The organism is uncultured Lactobacillus sp. (assembly GCF_945290125.1).
In the GTDB taxonomy this organism is placed as follows: domain Bacteria; phylum Bacillota; class Bacilli; order Lactobacillales; family Lactobacillaceae; genus Lactobacillus; species Lactobacillus rizhaonensis.
This window is the reverse complement of sequence record NZ_CALYQV010000003.1, coordinates 35,180-55,007: the sequence shown is the minus strand read 5'-3', so window position 1 is coordinate 55,007 and position 19,828 is coordinate 35,180. Positions and strand designations below refer to the sequence as shown.

Here is a 19,828-nt window from a genome sequence, read left to right as displayed (position 1 = left end):
TAGTAAAATTGATTATTCAAGATCAATTCTGAATATATTATCAAGATCAATAATCTTAATAATTTTTTTATTTACTGAACGTAAAACAAAGCGACCTGCAGAAATACGGTTGATAATTTGTCCGATTTCACTTGTTCCATCCTGATAACTGATTAGCACATATGAGCGTCCAAGTAGAGCTCTATTAAGCTCAGCTAAAATTTCATAATTATATTGGCTGTAAATACTTAATTTTTCATCGTCATAATCAAAAAAATAGTGACAAAGTTTTTTTAGTGAATTTTTCATCAAACCATCCCTTGTATTTAACCGAACATTTGTTTGACAATTTATATTATAAGAACATCTGTTCTAAAAAACAAGTATTAAATTTAAATTTTTTATTGGTTAAAAATACCGTGACTTGAAAATATTATCTTTTTAGTGCAAACTAGATACAATAGCTTTTCATAAGGGAGTTTGGCATGACAGAAAAAGGTTTGTTACTTGTCCTTTCGGGTCCCTCGGGAGTAGGTAAGGGTACCGTTAAAAGTGCAATTGTGAAGAATAAGGTTTTTCCATTTGAATATTCCGTGTCCATGACCACCAGACAGCCGCGACCAGGAGAGATCAATGGTAAAGATTATTTTTTTGTTACTGAGGAACGATTTAAGCAGGCAATCAGTCAAAATGAACTTTTGGAGTATAATCAATATGTGAACCATTTTTATGGCACTCCTAAGGCACCAGTTGCAAAAATGCTTGATGAAGGTAAAGATGTTCTGCTGGAAATTGACGTTAATGGTGCTCAAAAAGTTAGACAACAAATGCCTGATGGGGTGTTTATTTTCCTAACGCCGCCTGATTTGCATACATTACATACCAGGTTGGAAAATCGTGGTACTGAATCAGAAGATGTGATTATGGGTCGAATAAGGCAGGCCCGTCAAGAAATTCTGGTGATGCAGGATTATGATTATGCTGTTGTCAATGATACAGTTGCCAATGCAGTTGATCATATCAAGGCGATTGTTGAAGCTGAACATGTTAGTGTAAAACGTGTCATTGATACTTATCGCAAAATGGTTAAGGAGGACTAAAATGAGAGTTACATATCCATCTATTGATAAATTGTTGGCACAGGTTGATTCAAGATATTCTTTATCAGTTCTTGCGGCCAAAAGAGCACATGAATTGGAAGACGGCGACCCTGAAGCTTTAAAAAGCTACAAATCACAAAAGCCAGTTGGTAAAGCTTTAGAAGAAATAGAAGCTGGTAAAGTTACCGTTGATCCCAGTCATCGCGAGGTTAATCAGTAATTAATAAAATTTATGACCTCCATCCTAAAAGAGATGGAGGTCATTTTTTGAAGGTGATAAAATGATCGCACAAGTCATCGTTGATGTTGCGGCTAAACAAACGGATCGAGTCTTTGAATATCATGTGCCAAAGGAACTTGGTAAAGTTGAAATAGGTTCAAGGGTCTTTGTACCATTCGGTCCACGCAAATTACAAGGCTTCGTGGTAGGACTAAATACAACAAGTCAATATCAAGGTAAATTAAAAGATTTACTTTTAGTGGTTGATGAAATGCCGCCGCTAACTTTGGAATTAGTAAAACTTTCAAAGGATTTAGCTGATAATATTTATTCTTATCGCATATCAATTTTAAAAACGATGCTTCCAAGAATTATGCGTGCCAACTACCGTAAAATTTTGGTTCCTAATTCTGTAAAAGCGCAAAAAATGGATCTTTTCCAGGGCGACCCATTGGATTTAAATAAAATAACCGACAACAAGCAAATTGCCACAATACGTCAATTATTGCGTTCAAATAATGCCAAAGTTGAATACCTTGTTGAAAATAAAGCCCGGGTTAAAACTGAAAACGAATATTCTTTATGCAAAACTAAGAAAGAATATGTCAGTGTCTACGAGTCATTAAGGAAAAATGCTGTTAAACAAAAGCAGCTCATTATGTATTTAATCGAGAATTTCAATAATTTTCCCTTAATGCAAAGTCAAATTGAAAATAATACACACCTCAATACAGTTTCATTAACCAATGCTGTCAAAAAGGGCTGGCTTAATAAAAAGCAGATTGAAAAATATCGTGATCCATTGACAGACTATAATCGCTCAAAAAATGAATCTAAAAAAATTAAGCTAAACAAGGATCAAAAAGGGGCACTTGACCATATACTACCAGCAATTAAAGTAAAAAGGTCACGTATCTTCTTGTTGGAAGGTGTGACTGGCAGCGGTAAAACTGAAGTCTATTTAAATGCTATCAGCGCTACGCTAAAAGAGGGCAGAAATGCTTTAATGATGGTTCCAGAAATATCTTTAACTCCACAAATGGTTGACCAAGTCAAAAGCAGATTTGGTCAACAAGTTGCCGTTTTACATAGCGGCTTGTCTGAAGGCGAAGTGTATGATGAGTGGCGCCGCATACGACGTAATGAGGTCCGTGTTGTGGTGGGAGCCAGAAGTGCAGTTTTTGCGCCCTTAGAAAATATTGGCTTGATCGTGATTGACGAAGAGCATGAATCATCATACAAGCAGGAGGACAATCCGCGCTATCATGCTCGGGATGTTGCAATTTGGCGCAGTAAGTATCACTCTTGTCCCCTGATATTAGGCAGTGCAACCCCGTCTCTTGGAAGTAGAGCACGCGCGCAAAAAGGCGTTTATCAGTTGTTGAGGTTACCACATCGTGCTAATAAACAAAGTTTACCCAAAGTTGACATTGTGGATTTAAAAAAGGCAAACTATACTGGTGGGCAGTTTGATCTTTCTACCGAGTTGGTTAAAGCAATAAAGCAAAGAATAGCTAAAAATGAGCAGGTTATTTTAATGTTAAATCGACGGGGCTTTGCTAACTTTATGCTTTGTCGTGAATGTGGCTATGTTATGAAGTGTCCTAATTGCGATCTGTCATTGACTATGCATAAAGATACAAATAAAATGCAGTGCCATTATTGTGGTTATGCGACTACAATTCCTAAAAAATGTCCAAATTGTCAAAGTAAAAAAATACGGTTTTTAGGAACTGGCACCCAAAAAGTGATGACAGAACTAAATCAATTATTACCGGGTATTCGTGTTTTGCGCATGGATGTGGATACCACAAGAAGAAAGGGTGCATTTAAAAAGAATTTAGATGCATTTGGCAATCATGAAGCTGATATATTGTTGGGCACGCAAATGATTGCTAAGGGACTGGATTTTCCTAATGTGACACTGGTAGGGGTTGTTAATGCTGACACAGGTCTTTGGCTGCCAGATTATAATGCCTCTGAGCGCACTTTTGAATTACTGACTCAAGTGGCAGGCCGAGCTGGTCGAGCTCAAAAAAAGGGCGAGGTAATTATTCAAACATTTAATCCGGATCATTATGCGGTTAAACTAGCTGAGACTCAGGATTATGAACGTTTTTATCAATACGAAATGCGTGTTAGACATGCTGGTAATTACCCTCCATATTTTTATACTGTTTTGGTCTCAATAGCTGCTAAAAAAGAACAAAATGCTGCCAGAGAGGCTTTTAAGATGAAAAAATGGTTACAACCCAAATTACACCATTCAACAATAGTTTTGGGCCCTACACCTAGTGCAATTTCACGTCTAAAAAACAAATATTATTATCAAATACTGGTAAAATATAAAAAAGAAGACAGTCTTAACCAGTTGTTACATCAAATCCAAGATTCGGCCCAAAAAATCAAAAAGTATGGCTTATCTGTCTATATTGATAATGAGCCTGAACGCATAATGTAAAGGGGAATGTTTAATGACATCAATAATTTTTTTAGGAACTCCTAAATTTGCCGTGCCCATTTTAAAGGCTATTGCAAATGAAAAATATGAAATCAAAGCAGTGGTTACTCAACCTGACAAGAAAGTTGGTCGCAAGCAGGAAGTTACTGAGTCTCCAGTTAAAGTTTTAGCTCAAAAATTAAATTTACCAGTTTTTCAACCTGCTCATTTGGCAAAGTCAGAAGAAGTAACTAAATTAATAGCTATGCACGCAGATTTGATTATTACTGCTGCTTATGGTCAGTTTTTACCTACTAAATTCTTGCAATCAGCTAGCATTGCTGCAGTTAATGTTCACGGTTCATTATTGCCGAAGTATCGTGGTGGAGCGCCTATACAATACGCTCTGATCAACGGAGATAAGCAAACTGGAATAACAATTATGGAAATGGTTAAGCAAATGGATGCGGGTGCCATATATGCTCAAAAAGCAATTGACATTCAAAAAGATGATACAGCAGGAACTGTTTTTGAGAAATTGTCCTTTTTGGGACGTGACTTGTTGCTTCAGACTTTGCCTCAAATTATTGCAGATCCTCAGAAAAAAACGGCTCAGGATGAAACTAAAGTAGTATTTTCTCCAAACATTAGTAAAGAGCAGGAACAAATAAAAATAAGTATGACTGCGACGGAGGCCAACAACTTAATTCGCGGCCTTAATCCCGATCCTGGAGCTTATTTGCTGGTTGATAATAAAAGATTTAAAGTGTGGCGGGCCGAAGTGGCTCCAAAACCCACCTCTCTACCAGCTGGAACAGTAGTTGATAATAAAAAACGTTTTGCTATCAGTTTTGCCAATCATACGGTTTTAAATTTGCTTGAGGTTCAGCCAGCAGGAAAGAAAAGAATGACTGTAAAAAGTTTTTTAAACGGACAAGGAAAAAGCTTTGCAATAGGTGATAAAATTGTCGGCTCCTAAAAGTGCCCGGTCAGTGGCCCTGTCTACTTTAATTCGAGTATTGTTTTCAGGTTCCTATTCAAATATTAGTTTTAATAATAGTTTGCGTGAGGCTAAGCTTACTCAAGCTGATCAAAATTTAGCAACTAGAATTGTTTATGGCACTATACAGGAAAAAATCTATTTGGAATATCAACTTCATGATTTATTGAAGACAGAACTTAAGGAAGATTACCTCTGGCCATTATTACTGATGTCCTCCTATCAAATCTTGTTTATGAACAGCATTCCCGATAGAGCGGTCTTAAATGAGGCTAATAAATTGGCGAAAAAATATGGTAAGAGGCATTCTGCTGGATTTAAAATTGTCAACGGTATCTTACGTGCTTTGTTAAGAAGAGGCTCAATTTTACCAGATGAAAAAGACAAGACGCTTTATCTTAGTGTTAAGGAAAGTACTCCTAAATGGTTAGTTCAGTACTTGATTAGTCATTGGGGTGAAGATAGAACCGCTGCCATATTAGCTAGTATTAATAAACCGTCTAAAAATACAGTTAGAGTTTCAGGATTGGCTGATTATAATTCGGTAAAAAAAGAGTTATCAAATTTAGGATTTCTTCCTGCTGATTCTCAAATTGCTTCAGATGAACTGATTTTAGCACATGGGGGAGTTTTTAAAACTGCTTTATTTAAACAAGGAAGATTGACAATTCAAGATGAAGCTGCTAGTTTGGCGGTAAGTGCTTTTTCTTTTAACGGTAATGAAGAAGTTCTTGATGCCTGTAGTGCACCAGGAGGTAAAACTGTTCAGATCGCTGAAAAGTTGAAGCAGGGTCATGTTACCGCACTTGATATACATGAAAATAAGCTGCGCTTAGTTAAAGAGAATGCCAGCAGAATGCATGTGGAATCAAAAATATTTGTCAAGCCTCTTGATGCCAGAAAAGCAGATCAAGAATTTAAGAAAAAGCAATTTAATAAAATTTTAGTGGATGCACCTTGTTCTGGTTTAGGTCTTATTAGGCGGAAACCTGAAATCCGTTATACTAAAACTTTAAGTGACTTAACTAAATTGCAACAAATTCAATTAAATATTTTAGATGATTTAAGTTCCTTATTAATTCAAGATGGAGAATTAGTGTATTCAACATGCACTATCTCCCAAGAAGAAGACGAAGACGTAGTTAAAGCTTTTTTAAAAAGGCATGATGAATATGAATTACAGCCTTTTACAGCGGGTAAGCTAAAAGCCCCAAAGGGGATGCTTAAAATCTTACCAGATAGTTATGGTAGCGATGGCTTTTTTATTGCTAAGTTTAAATTGCGAGGTTAGGATTTTGATTAAAACAGCATTTGCATCTAGTATTGGACGAATACGCAAGAGCAACCAGGATTCTGTACAAGTTTTTAAAAATAAAAAAAACACTTTATTGGCTATTGTTTGTGACGGCATGGGTGGACATCAAGGTGGAGATGTGGCGTCGACTATGGCTGTGAGTCATTTGGGTCACAATTTCAGAGTTACCGACTTTTGCGATTCAAACAGTGCACGTAAATGGCTGAATGTTCAACTAAGTAATGAGAATGAAACAATTTTAAGAACGGCTGACCGTTTTCCAGATTTAAATGGCATGGGGACAACAATAGTATTGGCTGTTGTTTTCAACAACGAAGCTTTAATCGCTCATTTAGGAGATTCAAGAGCTTATGGCTATTCAGATGGCCAATTCGTCCAACTTGTAGAAGATCATTCTCTGGTCAATGAATTGGTTAAACTGGGTCAAATTACTAAGCAGCAAGCTAGAAATCATCCTCAAAAAAATATAATTACTCAGTCACTTGGAGTTTCCAGCACAATTGATCCGGAATATAAGCAGATTGCTTTAAATGATAATGATATTATTTTGCTTTGTACTGATGGGTTGACTAATTCATTAAGTGATCCCCAGATTCAACAGATACTTGCGACAAAAGATTTGTCTTTAAAAAGTCGTTGCCAAAAGCTGATTGACGAAGCTAATCGTTTGGGTGGTGAGGACAATATCACTGCTTGTTTAATTCTAAATGAGGGTGGTGACAAGCAATGATCAATAAGGGCTATTTGTTAGGCGACCGCTATCGTATAATTGATACTTTAGGTGAAGGCGGCATGGCAAATGTTTACCTGGCCGAAGATATTATTCTGCAGCGAAAAGTCGCCGTTAAAATATTGCGGCTCGATTTACAAAAAGAACCTCAGACCTTGGCCCGTTTTCAGAGAGAAGCACTTGCTACCAGTGAATTAAGTCATCCTAACATAGTAATGGTGCTGGATGTTGGCACTGACCATGGTTTGCCGTACATGGTTATGGAATATGTAGATGGTCCTGATTTAAAAGATTATATTAGAGCAAATTCACCCTTGAATTTAGGGAATATCATTAAAATCATGGACCAAATACTGAGTGCAATGTCATTGGCTCATAAGCATAATGTTATTCACCGAGATCTAAAACCGCAAAATATTTTGATGGACAAGCATGGCAATATCAAAATTGCCGATTTTGGTATTGCTGTGGCATTAAATCAAAATTCTGTCACTCAAACCAATTCTGCTATTGGATCTGTCCATTATATGTCCCCGGAGCAAACTAGAGGTGGACTGGTTACCAAACAATCTGATATTTATTCTTTAGGAATAATTTTATATGAATTGATTACAGGAAATGTGCCTTTTAATGGCGATTCCGCGGTTTCAATTGCTTTAAAGCATGCTCAAGAGCCTATTCCGTCAATCAGAAAACAAGATCCTAATATTCCGCAAGCATTAGAGAATGTAGTCTTAAAAGCAACAGCTAAAGATCCGCGCGATCGGTATAATTCTGCTAAGGAAATGAAAGATGACCTTGATACCAGTTTGGAACCAGGGCGGGCTAATGAACCAGTTTTTAAACCTACTCATGGCAACAATGATGATGAAACCATTATTTTGCCGAATTTCAAACCTAATCAAGTAGTGGAAAAGACTGATTCGGAAAATAGAACTCAGGAAAAGACTGATGACTATCAAAAGAATCGTTCCAGCTTTACGCAAGCTTTGCGTAAACATAAATGGTGGTGGCTTTTTGTAGGCATAGCCGCAGTCTTAATAATAGGCTTAATGTTTTTTGTGCTTAATAATAACAAAAATAGTGATATACGAATTCCCGATGTTACAAATCTGAGTGAGAAGAAAGCAAGAAATAAACTTGAAAATGTTGGTTTAAAGGTTGGTAAAATAAAGCATAGAAATTCTGATAGCATTGATCGCGGCAAAGTAATTGAAACTTCACCTGTTGCTGGCTCAGAAATAAAACGAGGTCGCTATATAGACCTGTATATTTCTGATGGAGCAGGTATGGTTCAAGTACCTGATGTAACTGGGGATGAATATGGGATTGCTGTACAAAAACTAGAAAAATTAGGTTTTGAAGTAATTCGTGAGAATCAATTTTCATCCAGTGTTCCACCTGATCATGTCATTTCTCAGAGTGTTGCTGCCGATGTTGAAGTAAAGCCGGAACAAACAACCATTACGTTAGTAATATCTAAAGGAAAAAATCCGCGTTCGAAGCATCTTATGATTAAATTGCCTGATTTAAAAGATTATTCTTTAAAGCAGGCACAAGAATTTGCACATAAACACGGCTTAACTCTGCAAGTTAGCTCTGCTTATTCCAGCAAAGTAAAAAAGGGAATGATTATTTCCATGAGTCCAGCAGCAGGTACACAAGTTCCTCGTGGAAGTACAATTTCTGTTAATGTTTCAGAGGGAGCAAAAAAGGAACGCAATTTGACCGCAATTAAAAACTTCACGGTTAGTTACGAAGATAATGACGAAGATGATTCTGATAATAAGCGCGGTAATCATGTTCAAATATATATTGCAGATGATAATCATTCAATTGATAATATCTACCGAGATTTATATATCAAAAAAGATATGAATTTCTCAATTCCATTCGAACTAAAGGATGGCCCAGGCCAACTAAAAGTAGTACGTGATGGACAGATAATTTTGAATGAGAAGGTCAAAAATGATTAAAAAGGATCAAGGAATTGTTATCGGCTTGATTGCAGGCTTTTATGACGTTCAGACTGCTAATGATATTGTAAGAACTCGTGCCAGAGGGGTTTTTCGCAAAAATAAATTAAAGCCAACTGTTGGTGATCACGTTAACATTCAAATTGATGACCAAGGCACAAATTATTTAGTGGAAATTTTACCACGCAAAAACCTGATTGGTCGACCTGCTTTAGCTAACGTTAATCATGTTTTGCTTGTAATGTCAGCAGTTCAACCTGATTTTTCTCTGCAGTTATTGGATCGCTTTTTAACTTTCTTTTCATGGCAAGATGTTGCTGTAAGTATTTACCTATCAAAGAGCGATTTACTAAGTAGCTCAAAGCTAAACAAGATTCACGAAGACTTGCTTTACTATAACGATATAGGATATCAAATTTATTATAGCAAAGAAGAGGTCGCCAATAACCTGATTCATGAAATTGCTAATGAAAAAATCTGGACTCTTGCAGGACAATCAGGAGCAGGAAAATCTACTTTAATTAATTCACTTCAAAGTGAAGTCAAGCAAGAAACAGGCGCCATTTCTAATTCCTTAAATCGAGGCAAGCATACTACTAGAACAGTTAACCTTTTTCCTTTAGGAAAAGGTTATCTTGCAGATACTCCAGGCTTTTCAGCAATTGACCTTACGACAATTAAAGTAAAAGAGTTATGTGATTATTTTATTGAATTTAAAAGAGCCAGTAGCAATTGTAAGTTTCGGGGTTGTCAGCATTTAAACGAACCCAGTTGTGAAGTAAAAAGATTGGTTGAAGCGGGAGAAATTAAAAAGAGCCGCTATGATGATTATTTGTTAATTCGCAAAGAAATAGAAAATGGTAGACTGCCAGAGTATTTAAAGTGAGGAGAAAAATATTGATTGCACCGTCAATTTTAAATATTAATAATCTAAATTTGGAAAAAGATATTCAAACGGCGATTGATTGCGGTATCAGCCGCTTTCATATCGATATTATGGATGGACATTTTGTGCCAAACTTATCATTTGGCCCGCAGCTCGTATCTGATTTTAAAAAAACTTTTCCTACAACTGAAATTGAAGTTCACTTAATGAGTAATAACCCTGATATTTTGGTACCTGCTTTTGTCAAAGCGGGTGCACAGATAATGTTACTTCATTATGAAGCAATGACTGAGAATAAACTTAATTACTGGCTAGATTATTTAAAAGAAAACAATGTTAAAGCGGGTTTAGTTCTTAATCCAGATACAGCAGTTTCTGTTTTACAGCAATTTCTTAGAAAAGTTGATCAAATTCTATTAATGACTGTCTATCCCGGTTTTGGTGGTCAAAAATTTATTACTGAGTCTTCTTCAAGGATTAAGCAGGCCGTTAGTTTAAGCGCTGGCAAAGTACCAATTGAAGTTGATGGGGGAATTAACCAACAAACTGCTAAAATTGCTAAGGAAGCAGGAGCAAAAATCTTTGTTGCTGGCTCTTATTTGTTTTGTCAGAATAGTATTAAGAAGCAAATTACGGAGTTAGAAGGCATACTGCAATGAAATCCTATGCATTGTTAGGCGCGCCTAAACAGTTATGGCCTGATGATCTCAAACAGCAATTTTTAATAGCTAATAGAACCGGTGATTTAGTAATAGGTGTTGATCGCGGGGCTCTTCTTTTACAAGAAATGGGCATTAAAGTTGATGTTGCCGAGGGAGATTTTGACTCACTACAAAAAAATGAATTGGCAGAAATCGAAAAAAAAATTGCTGATATTAGATATTCAAATCCGGAAAAAGATTGGACTGATGCTGAGCTCGTTATTCGCTGCGCCTTTTTAGATTACCGTGTTTCTCATTTAACTCTTTTTGGTGCAACGGGTGGACGCCTAGATCACTTTTTGTCTAATTTATTTATGGTTCTTAAGCCCGAATTTAACCAGTTTGCTGAAAAAATAACCCTTATTGATCAGCAAAATTTAATTAGTTTTTATAATGCTGGGAAACATTTAGTTAAAAGGCAGCTAGGTTATGAATATTTTGGAGTAGTAAACTTAACCAAGGTCTTGAATTTAAATATAAATGGAGCTAAATATAATTTGGCTAAATTTAGCAGCGCAAATCCTGTTTCTTTTAGCTCGAATGAATTTTTACCAGAAAAAGATGCATTTGAACTTTCATTTAAAAGAGGAGTGGTAGCAGTCGTTCAGTCAAAAGATATTAATCGCTTTCAAAATATTTAAGCAACAAAAAAAAGCAGAAGATTTCTTCTGCTTTTTTTAAAACTTTTTATTTAGGCACGGGTAACTTTACCAGATTTTAAAGTCTTAGTTGAAACCCATACACGCTTTGGTTTGCCATCAACAAGAATACGAACTTTTTGAAGGTTTGGCTTCCACGCACGACGGTTTGAATTCAACGCGTGTGAACGTGTGTTACCAAAAGTGGTCTTTTTGCCAGTGATATAGTCTTTTGCCATTTGCTAAACCTCCTTTATTGTGTTTTCATACTAAGTTAAGATAGCATAAGTTTAAGATCATTGCAACTCCAAAAGTATTTTTTATGAAGGGAATTTTGTATTTAAACTTGATTACTATGATAAAATAGATTCATAATATTGAGAACAATGATACGGAGGTAAACATGGCTGTAAAAATCAAAACAAAGAACGGTTTGATTGATATTTCAAACGGAGTGATTGCAACTGTTGTCGGAAGTGCGGCTACATCCAATTACGGCGTTGTTGGCATGGCTTCAAAAAATGCTATCCGTGACGGTTTCGACGGAATTTTAAATCGAGCAAATTATAAACGTGGTGTCGTTGTCAGATCTGAAGATAATCGGATTACGGTTGATGTCTATATAATTGTCGGCTATGGTCTAAAAATATCTGAAGTAAGCCGCAATGTCCAGAATAGTGTTAAATTCAATTTGAAAAATCAACTTGGAATTGAAACTAAAGCTGTCAATGTCATCGTTCAAAGTGTTAAAGTGCTTGACGAATAACTCAAGCGGAGGTTAAAAATATTGGTTTTAAAGGAAATAGACAGTAAAAAATTTAGAGATATGGTTCGCGTTGCCACACACAGACTTGGACGCAATGCAGAGTTTATTAACTCTTTGAACGTTTTCCCGGTTCCTGATGGAGACACTGGAACAAATATGAATTTAACTATTGAAAGTGGTGCAAAGGCTGTTGCCCAAAATAATAGTGATAGCGTAGGGGACTTGACAGAAAGCCTCGCAAAAGGAATGTTAATGGGAGCTCGTGGCAACAGTGGAGTTATTTCTTCTCAGCTATTTAGGGGAGTCTATAAAGCCACTCAGGGCATGAAAACACTTAATACACAGGAATTAGCCAATGCTTTTTCTAATGGAGTTGCCACTGCATATAAAGGTGTCATGAAACCCGTTGAAGGAACAATTTTGACTGTTGCCCGAATTGGTGCACAGGAAGGTGCTAATAAAGCCAATGAAACCGATGATGTTGCAGAAGTTATGAAAGCGATTGTTGAAGGCGCCAAAAGAGCGTTAAAATCAACTCCTGACTTACTACCGGTTTTGAAACAAGTTGGAGTAGTCGACTCTGGAGGACAAGGACTTTTATTTATTTATGAAGGATTTCTTGAAGGACTTCTAGGCGAAGAATTTGCTGATCGTTACCAGCCGGACGAAGGCGAAATGGATGAAATGATTAATGCAATGCATCATCAATCCGTTCAATCTCAGCTTTCCACTAAAGATATTGCTAATGGTTACTGTACTGAAATTATGGTTAATTTAACTGCTGACGTTCCGGCAAAGAAAACCTTTAATTTAGATGAATTTAGAGAGCATTTGTCTAAACTTGGTGATTCTCTTTTAGCTGTTTCAGATGAAGAAGTAGCAAAGGTTCATATTCATACGGAACAACCTGGAGCTGTTTTTGCATATGGCAGTCAGTTTGGTCAGTTAGGAAAAATAAAGATTGATAATATGCGAATTCAACATGAAACTATTGTCAATAACAATGAAGAGAATCAGGAAAGCGTTGATTTTGCTGTTATTGCCGTAGCTTCAGGTAATGGTATTCGTAAGCTGTTTGAAAGTGAAGGGGTTAACCGGATAATTTCTGGTGGACAAACTATGAACCCTTCAACTCAAGATATTATTGATTCAATCAAAAAATCTGGTGCCAAAAAAGCAATTGTAATGCCAAATAACGGTAATATTATTATGGCAGCTAAGCAAGCAGCAGAAGTTAGTGATATTCCTGTTGGTATAGTTCCTACTAAAACTATTTCACAGGGTTTGACGGCGATGCTTTCGTTTGATCCGGATGATTCGCTTGCCGATAACGTTGCTAACATGACTGATGCACTTGATACAGTCGTTTCAGGAGAAGTTACTAAAGCTAACCGTGATACAACGATTAACGATATAGCAATTCATCAAGGTGACTTTTTAGGAATAGTTGATGGAGATATTAAAGTAGCGGCTTCTGATCTAATTGTTGCTGCCTCCTCTATGATAGAAAAAATGCTGGATGAAGATTCAGAAATTATCACAGTAATGTATGGGCGGGATTCTAATAAAAACGAAGCACAAAGGCTCGTTGATGAATTAAAGAAAAAGCATGATGACCTCGAATTTGAGCTTCATGATGGTGGTCAGCCAGTATATAGTTTCCTGATTTCCGTTGAGTAATTATGATAGCAAAAGAACTTTTTGCTCCAGTAACCGATTTGAAAGGTGTGGGAACAAAGACTGCTGCTGCTCTTGGAAGTTTGGGAATTTATAGCGTTTATGATTTGTTGTATTATTTTCCATTTCGTTATGATGAACTTCAAACGATTCCTCTTGATCAGATCATGGATGGTCAAAAGGTAATGCTAAAGGGAATTGTTGCAACAGATGCTTTTGTAACCAGGTTTGGATATAAAAAAAGCCGCCTTAGTTTTAAGTTAAGAATTGACCATGATGTCATCATGGTCAATTTTTTTAATCAACCATGGTTAAAAGAAAAAATTGAAATTGGCAAAGAAGTAGCAATTTACGGTAAGTATAATGCTGCTAGACAAAGCCTGGCTGCCTTTAAGTTCATTGCAGCAAAAGAAAATGACAGTGGTATGGCACCCATTTATTCAGTAAACCGGCAAATTAAACAAAAAAAACTAATAGATTTAATCAATCTTGCCTTAGATGATTATTTAGCTGAAGTTGACGATGTTGTCCCTACTAAGGTAAGGCAAAAATATCGTTTGCTACCCGAAAGTAGTATAGTGCAAGAAATGCATCATCCACAAAATGCTACAGAATCTCAGGTTGCCAAGAGAAGTGCCATTTTTAGAGAGTTTTTTATATTTCAAACTGAACTAGCTCAGTTAACTGAATACAATCCGCGTAACAAGGGGATTGCTAAAAAGTATAACTTAGATGAAATTGCCAAGCTTACTAAGTCACTACCATTTGAGCTATCTGCAGATCAAAAACATGTAATTAACGAAATTTTTACGGATTTGTTTTCTTCAGTTCAGATGCAGCGACTGTTGCAAGGGGATGTGGGTTCTGGAAAGACAATAGTCGCTGTTTATGCACTTTTTGCAGCGGTGACAGCTGGCTTTCAAGCTGCCCTGATGGTTCCAACGGAAATATTGGCAACCCAACATTTTAAAAAGATTGATGAGTTGCTGAAACCTATGGGAGTTCGCTGTGCTCTTTTAACGGGTTCTACTAAAACACTGGAGCGCAGAGAAATTTATAATGAACTAACTGATGGCACTATTAATGTTGTGATAGGTACTCACGCTTTAATTCAATCTAGTGTGATTTTTAAAAAATTGGGATTAGTTATTATTGATGAGCAGCATCGTTTTGGTGTCAATCAAAGACAAGCCCTAGTCAATAAGGGAAATTTGCCTGACGTTTTAGCAATGACAGCCACACCAATTCCGCGAACTTTAGCTTTAACAGTGTATGGCAACATGACTATTTCCGAAATACACCACCTTCCAGCAGGACGAAAAAAGATAATTTCCTGGTGGAAAACGAGCACTCAAATGGATCAAGTATATCAACTGATGCATGAGCAATTAGAGCAGGGATTCCAAATATATGCTGTCACTCCTTTGATTTCAGAATCGGAAGCCTTGGATTTGAAAAATGCTGAACAGCTTTACGACAAGCTTAGTCATGACTTTCCTAATGAAAAGGTTGCTTTACTTCATGGGCAAATGCCAGGAAATAAAAAAGACGACATTATGGCTGCTTTTGCCGCAGGTGATATTAATATCTTGGTTACTACTAGCGTAATTGAAGTAGGAGTAGATGTTGCTAATGCTAATATGATGGTTATTTATAATGCTGATCGTTTTGGAATTAGTCAGCTTCACCAATTAAGAGGGCGAATAGGGAGAGGTAAAACTCAAAGTTATTGCATATTTTTGGCTGATCCTAACACACAGGCAGGTAAAGCTCGTATGAAAATAGTGGCATCAACAACAGACGGATTTAAGTTAGCAGAAGAAGATTTAAAAATGCGCGGTGAAGGTGATCTTTTTGGTAAGGCACAATCTGGTTTACCTGAATTTCAGGTAGGAGACGTTGTTAACAATTACAATACCATGGTAGTGGCACAAAAAGAGGCCAAAAAGTTAATAAAAGCTGATCCTCTCTTGCAAAAATCAGAAAATAAAACTTTAAAACAAATGTTAGAATATAAGCAATTACAACAAAAAAGAACTTAGTAAAGGTTGAGGATAATATGAGAACTATTGCTGTTGATGCAATGGGCGGAGAAAATGCTCCTGAAGCAATTATTCAAGCAGTATTGCAGGCAAAAAAAGAACTGCCGCAAACAAAATTTATACTTTTTGGCGATCAAGCGAAAATAACGCAATTATTAGGTGAAGATAAAAGTCAAACAGAAGTTGTTAATACTACTCAGATAATTAATGATGAAGATGAGCCAGTTAAGGCAATCAGGTCTAAAAAGGATTCATCACTTGTCGTGGCGGCGCAATTTGTGAAGCAGGGCAAGGCAGATGCACTTTTTTCGCTAGGAAATACGGGTGCTATTCTAGCTTGTGGTATATTTATAATAGGACGAATTAAAGGAGTAACTCGTCCGGGTTTTATGCCGACTCTACCAGTAAAAAATTCTGATGACGGTTTCAATATGATTGATGTTGGTGCGAATGCCAAAAGCAGACCGGAATATTTGCTGGCTTGGGCCAAAATGGCATCATATTATGCTGAAAAAGTCAGAGGAATAAAAAGCCCCCGGGTTGGTCTGCTTAATAACGGGGCTGAAAATGATAAAGGTGATGATGTTCATCAACAAGCCTATCAATTATTGCTGAATAGCAAGCTTAATTTTATAGGTAACATTGAGGGCAATGAATTATTGGATGGTAAAGCTGATGTAATTGCAACAGACGGTTTCACAGGTAATGCAGTTTTAAAAAATATTGAAGGAACTTCTGGTGTTTTAATCCATCTGCTAAAAGATAGTTTGCTCAATAATGGTCCTTTTGTTAAATTAGGCGCATTGATGATAAAAAAAGCACTAAAAAGTTTAATTTCAAAATTTGATGTAGATAAATATGGTGGTGCAGTTTTACTCGGAGTTAATGCTCCTGTAGTTAAAACACACGGTCGTTCAGATCAGCGTGCTGTATATTTTACAATTAAGCAAATTGATAAAATTTTACAGGAAAAAATAATTGATAATTTTAAAGCAGAATTTGCTAACGAAAGCAAGTAACAACAAGGAGTAGAAACATGAGTAAAGAAGAAATTTTTAATAAAATCAGGGATATTTTAGCAGATAATTTTGAAGTTGATAAAGAAAAAATAACTGATGAAACTAATTTCACTAGTGATTTGGACGCTGATTCCATTGACTTAGTGGAATTCATTTTACAATTAGAAGATGAATTCGGCGCCGAGATTTCTGATGAAGATGCAGAAAAAATTAAAACTGTTGGTGATGCTGTTAATTACGTTGCAAATCATCAAAACTAATTAAAAAAATTCAATTATTAGTTTGCATACAATTTGTTTCACGGTTATAATTAGAAATTAAATAAATTTATTAAATATCTTTAATAAATTTCATTGAAGATTTGAGAGGGGAAATGACCTTTGGAAAAACAAAGTGATCTCTTGCTAGATATCCAGCATTTACATACAGCATATCGTTTAAATGGGAAATTTTATGATGCTGCAGATGATATTAATTTAACTTTGAAAAGGAATGAAATTTTATCAATTGTAGGTGAATCTGGTTGTGGTAAGAGTACAATCGCATCTAGTATTATCGGTTTGTACGACCATAAAAACACTAAAGTAACAGGTGATATTCTTTATAATGAATTGAATTTGGTAGGCCTAAATGAATCACTGTTCGATAAAATTCGTGGGAATAAAATCGGAATGATTTTTCAGGATCCTTTAGCCAGTTTAAATCCACTAATGAGAGTTGGTGATCAGGTAGCAGAAACTTTGTATTACCATACGGATATGGATGAGAAAGAACGTCATGCACGTGTAATTGAGCTTTTTAATCAGGTGGGTATGCCGAAACCTGAGGAAACTTACGCTATGTACCCGTTTGAATTATCTGGTGGATTAAGGCAACGTGTTGTTATTGCCATGGCTGTTGCATGTAAACCCGAAATTATCATTGCTGATGAGCCGACCACTGCTCTTGATGTTACTATTCAGGCACAAATTTTGGACTTGCTGGAAGACATTCAAAAGCAGTCTCAATCTGGTATTATTTTAATAACTCATGACTTGGGAGTAGTTGCTGAAACAGCTGATGAGGTTGCTGTTATGTATGGTGGTCAAATAGTAGAAAAAGCTGATGTCAAAACAATTTTTGAACATCCACTTCACCCTTATACACGATCTTTGTTAAATTCAATGCCTCAATCTGAAGATGAAGAAGAAGATTTACATGTTATTCAAGGAACAGTTCCATCATTGCAAAATATGCCTAGAAAAGGTGACAGGTTTGCTGCTAGAATACCGTGGATACCTGCAAGTGCCCATGAGGAAAATCCAGTAATGCATGAAGTTGAACCAGGGCATTGGGTTAGATGTACTTGCTGGAAGACGTTCCACTTTCAAGATGAAGTGAGTGGGGAGTAGTTTATGGCTAAAGAAATTATTGAAGTAAAAAACTTAAAAGTTCATTATCCTATCAGATCTGGTTTTTGGAATCGTATTACCGATTATGTTCGTGCCGTTGATGATATTAGTATTACTATTAACGAAGGAGAAACTTACGGACTTATAGGTGAATCTGGTTCAGGCAAGTCGACTACTGGCAAGGCAATTGTTGGAGTTGAACCTGTTACTAGCGGCAGTATTATGTATAAGGGTGTCGATATTACTAAATCTAAAAGTCGCCACAGACTCAATTATAATAAAGATGTTCAAATGATTTTTCAGGACTCTCTGTCAAGTTTAAACCCAAGAAAACGAATTGAGGATATTATTGCAGAGCCAATACGCAATTTTGAGAATTTAACTACTGATCAAGAGCGTGATCGTGTGCAAGAATTACTTGACATCGTTGGAATGCCTAGTGACTCAATATATAAATATCCGCACGAATTTTCAGGTGGTCAAAGACAAAGAATTGGCGTAGCCAGAGCGGTTGCTACTAATCCACGTTTGGTTGTCGCTGATGAGCCAACCAGTGCCTTAGATTTATCAGTTCAAGCACAGGTGCTGAACTTTATGAAGCATATTCAGCAGCAGTACAATATTGCTTACCTCTTTATTTCTCATGACTTAGGTGTCGTTAAGCATATGTCTGAGAATTTGGCTATTATGCATCGTGGTCGTTTGGTTGAAATTGGTTCAAGAGAAGATATTTATCAGCATCCAATGCACATCTATACGAAAAGGCTGCTTTCCGCTATTCCTCAAGTCGATGTCGAACATCGAGATGAACATAAGAAACACCGTCAAGAAGTTGAACAAGAATTTCAGAATGATCAAAGTAAGTGGTACGACAAAGATGGACGTGTTTTCCCACTTAAACATGTATCAGATAATCATTTAGTTGCTTTACCTGAAAAAGAAATAATCGAAGAAGAAACAAATGATAAGGAGGGAGCATAATCATGTGGAAAACTGTTTTAAGACGTGTTTTAATTATGATCCCACAATTGATCATTTTAAGCATTTTAGTCTTTTTCTTGGCAAAAATGATGCCGGGAGACCCATTTACGGGACAAATTAATCCTAATACTGACCCTAAGCAATTAGAAGCTCTGAAAAGAGCTGCCGGACTATATGATCCGGCCCCAGTTCAATATGCTCGTTGGGTAGGTAATATTTTTAAAGGTGATTTAGGTACCAGTTATATACAACACGTTCCGGTGACATCTTTAATTGCCGATAGAGCTTTAAATACTTTTTGGCTTTCGCTGTTAACAACAATAATCAGTTACAGTATTTCAATCCCTCTTGGTGTGATTGCGGGTAAACACCAAGATGAATGGCAAGACCAAGCTGTACAAATTTTTAATTATGTTACTTTTGCTATTCCTGCTTTCGTATTTTACATTTTAGGTATCTGGTTATTTTGCTTTCTTTTAGGCTGGTTCCCTATTTCAGGTTCGGTTTCTCCTAATGCTTCTGGTTTCTGGGGTACACTGGGTAGTCAGCTTTACCATATCATTTTTCCAGCTATCTTGAGTGCTGTTATCACAACTACTGGAATTGTGCAATATTTAAGAACTGGAATTGTTGATAATAAAGTTGAAGATTACGTTAGAACAGCCCATAGTAAAGGTGTTCCGGAAAACGTGGTGTTTAATAAACATATTTTACGTAATTCACTGTTACCAATAGCTTCCTCATTTGGTACAGTTATAACTGGTCTGTTAAGTGGTTCAATGATTATTGAAACTGTTTTTAGCTATCCTGGTATGGGAAAATTGTTCTTAGACTCAATACAACAGCGTGACTATACTACGCTAACTGCATTAATTTTAATCTTTGGTTTTCTTACTCTACTTGGTAATTTATTATCAGACATTATAATGAGTATAGTAGATCCAAGAATTAGGATAAAATAAAGAAG

General features: G+C 36.3%; 20 protein-coding genes. 18 read left to right on the top strand and 2 right to left on the bottom strand.

Annotation, left to right across the window (positions count from 1 at the left end):
- Nucleotides 1-12: 12 nt before the first annotated feature.
- Complete coding sequence (locus Q0K80_RS01155) at nt 13-288, bottom strand: hypothetical protein (protein ID WP_122026205.1); 276 nt, start codon at nt 286-288, stop codon at nt 13-15.
- Nucleotides 289-464: 176 nt separating this feature from the next.
- Here Q0K80_RS01155 and gmk point away from each other — a divergent pair, with 176 nt between their 5' ends.
- The 10 genes from gmk (at nt 465) to Q0K80_RS01105 (ending at nt 10,988) form a co-directional block, all read left to right on the top strand.
- The gene (gene gmk / locus Q0K80_RS01150) at nt 465-1,079 is read left to right on the top strand and encodes a guanylate kinase (protein ID WP_294601965.1); all 615 of its coding nucleotides are present in this window, start codon (nt 465-467) and stop codon (nt 1,077-1,079) included.
- 1 nt (nt 1,080) lies between these two features.
- Nucleotides 1,081-1,299 carry a DNA-directed RNA polymerase subunit omega gene (rpoZ, locus tag Q0K80_RS01145; RefSeq protein WP_110446232.1) on the top strand — a complete coding sequence of 73 codons (219 nt, stop codon included), beginning with the start codon at nt 1,081-1,083 and terminating at the stop codon, nt 1,297-1,299.
- 61 nt (nt 1,300-1,360) lie between these two features.
- Nucleotides 1,361-3,760, top strand: coding sequence for a primosomal protein N' (priA, locus tag Q0K80_RS01140; RefSeq protein WP_294601961.1), 2,400 nt, complete (start codon nt 1,361-1,363; stop codon nt 3,758-3,760).
- 13 nt (nt 3,761-3,773) lie between these two features.
- On the top strand, nt 3,774-4,718 hold the full coding sequence (gene fmt, locus Q0K80_RS01135) for a methionyl-tRNA formyltransferase (protein ID WP_294601959.1): 945 nt from the start codon (nt 3,774-3,776) through the stop codon (nt 4,716-4,718).
- On the top strand, nt 4,705-6,030 hold the full coding sequence (gene rsmB, locus Q0K80_RS01130; RefSeq protein WP_294601957.1) for a 16S rRNA (cytosine(967)-C(5))-methyltransferase RsmB: 1,326 nt from the start codon (nt 4,705-4,707) through the stop codon (nt 6,028-6,030). The genes fmt and rsmB overlap by 14 nt, the downstream gene beginning before the upstream one ends.
- 4 nt (nt 6,031-6,034) lie before the next feature.
- Nucleotides 6,035-6,784, top strand: coding sequence for a Stp1/IreP family PP2C-type Ser/Thr phosphatase (locus Q0K80_RS01125; protein WP_294601955.1), 750 nt, complete (start codon nt 6,035-6,037; stop codon nt 6,782-6,784).
- Nucleotides 6,781-8,760 (top strand): Stk1 family PASTA domain-containing Ser/Thr kinase, encoded by a 1,980-nt coding sequence (gene pknB, locus Q0K80_RS01120; RefSeq protein WP_294601953.1) that lies wholly within the window; start codon nt 6,781-6,783, stop codon nt 8,758-8,760. Before Q0K80_RS01125 ends, pknB begins: the two co-directional genes overlap by 4 nt.
- Nucleotides 8,753-9,646: a ribosome small subunit-dependent GTPase A gene (gene rsgA, locus Q0K80_RS01115; RefSeq protein WP_294601950.1), complete on the top strand. Its 894-nt coding sequence runs from the start codon at nt 8,753-8,755 to the stop codon at nt 9,644-9,646. Before pknB ends, rsgA begins: the two co-directional genes overlap by 8 nt.
- Before the next feature lie 8 nt (nt 9,647-9,654).
- The gene (rpe, locus tag Q0K80_RS01110) at nt 9,655-10,305 is read left to right on the top strand and encodes a ribulose-phosphate 3-epimerase (protein ID WP_294601992.1); all 651 of its coding nucleotides are present in this window, start codon (nt 9,655-9,657) and stop codon (nt 10,303-10,305) included.
- Nucleotides 10,302-10,988 carry a thiamine diphosphokinase gene (locus tag Q0K80_RS01105; protein ID WP_294601948.1) on the top strand — a complete coding sequence of 229 codons (687 nt, stop codon included), beginning with the start codon at nt 10,302-10,304 and terminating at the stop codon, nt 10,986-10,988. The genes rpe and Q0K80_RS01105 overlap by 4 nt, the downstream gene beginning before the upstream one ends.
- Nucleotides 10,989-11,038: 50 nt before the next feature.
- On the opposite strand, the gene rpmB is transcribed toward Q0K80_RS01105, so the two are convergent.
- The gene (rpmB, locus tag Q0K80_RS01100; RefSeq protein ID WP_046325054.1) at nt 11,039-11,224 is read right to left on the bottom strand and encodes a 50S ribosomal protein L28; all 186 of its coding nucleotides are present in this window, start codon (nt 11,222-11,224) and stop codon (nt 11,039-11,041) included.
- 164 nt (nt 11,225-11,388) lie between these two features.
- On the opposite strand from rpmB, the gene Q0K80_RS01095 reads away from it, so the two are divergent.
- The 8 genes from Q0K80_RS01095 to opp4B all read left to right on the top strand — a co-directional run bounded on the left by Q0K80_RS01095 (nt 11,389) and on the right by opp4B (nt 19,823).
- Nucleotides 11,389-11,751, top strand: coding sequence for an Asp23/Gls24 family envelope stress response protein (locus Q0K80_RS01095; protein WP_294601944.1), 363 nt, complete (start codon nt 11,389-11,391; stop codon nt 11,749-11,751).
- Nucleotides 11,752-11,772: 21 nt separating this feature from the next.
- Nucleotides 11,773-13,431 (top strand): DAK2 domain-containing protein, encoded by a 1,659-nt coding sequence (locus Q0K80_RS01090; RefSeq protein WP_294601942.1) that lies wholly within the window; start codon nt 11,773-11,775, stop codon nt 13,429-13,431.
- Between the two features lie 2 nt (nt 13,432-13,433).
- Nucleotides 13,434-15,470 (top strand): ATP-dependent DNA helicase RecG, encoded by a 2,037-nt coding sequence (gene recG / locus Q0K80_RS01085; protein WP_294601940.1) that lies wholly within the window; start codon nt 13,434-13,436, stop codon nt 15,468-15,470.
- Nucleotides 15,471-15,487: 17 nt separating this feature from the next.
- The gene (plsX, locus tag Q0K80_RS01080; RefSeq protein ID WP_294601938.1) at nt 15,488-16,489 is read left to right on the top strand and encodes a phosphate acyltransferase PlsX; all 1,002 of its coding nucleotides are present in this window, start codon (nt 15,488-15,490) and stop codon (nt 16,487-16,489) included.
- A gap of 17 nt (nt 16,490-16,506) precedes the next feature.
- Nucleotides 16,507-16,749, top strand: a complete 243-nt coding sequence (gene acpP, locus Q0K80_RS01075; protein WP_110446222.1) for an acyl carrier protein — start codon at nt 16,507-16,509, stop codon at nt 16,747-16,749.
- A gap of 120 nt (nt 16,750-16,869) precedes the next feature.
- Entirely contained in the window at nt 16,870-17,880 is a 1,011-nt protein-coding gene (locus Q0K80_RS01070) for an ABC transporter ATP-binding protein (RefSeq protein WP_122026187.1), read from the top strand.
- A 3-nt stretch (nt 17,881-17,883) separates the two neighbouring features.
- Entirely contained in the window at nt 17,884-18,861 is a 978-nt protein-coding gene (locus tag Q0K80_RS01065; protein WP_294601932.1) for an ATP-binding cassette domain-containing protein, read from the top strand.
- Nucleotides 18,862-18,863: 2 nt separating this feature from the next.
- On the top strand, nt 18,864-19,823 hold the full coding sequence (gene opp4B / locus Q0K80_RS01060) for an oligopeptide ABC transporter permease (protein WP_294601930.1): 960 nt from the start codon (nt 18,864-18,866) through the stop codon (nt 19,821-19,823).
- Nucleotides 19,824-19,828 lie beyond the last annotated feature (5 nt).

Coding starts and splice junctions, on each gene's coding strand:
- Q0K80_RS01155 (WP_122026205.1), bottom strand. CDS start 288: ATGAAAAATTCACTAAAAAAACTTTGTCACTATTTTTTTGATTATGAC.
- gmk (WP_294601965.1), top strand. CDS start 465: ATGACAGAAAAAGGTTTGTTACTTGTCCTTTCGGGTCCCTCGGGAGTA.
- rpoZ (WP_110446232.1), top strand. CDS start 1,081: ATGAGAGTTACATATCCATCTATTGATAAATTGTTGGCACAGGTTGAT.
- priA (WP_294601961.1), top strand. CDS start 1,361: ATGATCGCACAAGTCATCGTTGATGTTGCGGCTAAACAAACGGATCGA.
- fmt (WP_294601959.1), top strand. CDS start 3,774: ATGACATCAATAATTTTTTTAGGAACTCCTAAATTTGCCGTGCCCATT.
- pknB (WP_294601953.1), top strand. CDS start 6,781: ATGATCAATAAGGGCTATTTGTTAGGCGACCGCTATCGTATAATTGAT.
- rsgA (WP_294601950.1), top strand. CDS start 8,753: ATGATTAAAAAGGATCAAGGAATTGTTATCGGCTTGATTGCAGGCTTT.
- Q0K80_RS01105 (WP_294601948.1), top strand. CDS start 10,302: ATGAAATCCTATGCATTGTTAGGCGCGCCTAAACAGTTATGGCCTGAT.
- rpmB (WP_046325054.1), bottom strand. CDS start 11,224: ATGGCAAAAGACTATATCACTGGCAAAAAGACCACTTTTGGTAACACA.
- Q0K80_RS01095 (WP_294601944.1), top strand. CDS start 11,389: ATGGCTGTAAAAATCAAAACAAAGAACGGTTTGATTGATATTTCAAAC.
- recG (WP_294601940.1), top strand. CDS start 13,434: ATGATAGCAAAAGAACTTTTTGCTCCAGTAACCGATTTGAAAGGTGTG.
- plsX (WP_294601938.1), top strand. CDS start 15,488: ATGAGAACTATTGCTGTTGATGCAATGGGCGGAGAAAATGCTCCTGAA.
- acpP (WP_110446222.1), top strand. CDS start 16,507: ATGAGTAAAGAAGAAATTTTTAATAAAATCAGGGATATTTTAGCAGAT.
- Q0K80_RS01065 (WP_294601932.1), top strand. CDS start 17,884: ATGGCTAAAGAAATTATTGAAGTAAAAAACTTAAAAGTTCATTATCCT.
- opp4B (WP_294601930.1), top strand. CDS start 18,864: ATGTGGAAAACTGTTTTAAGACGTGTTTTAATTATGATCCCACAATTG.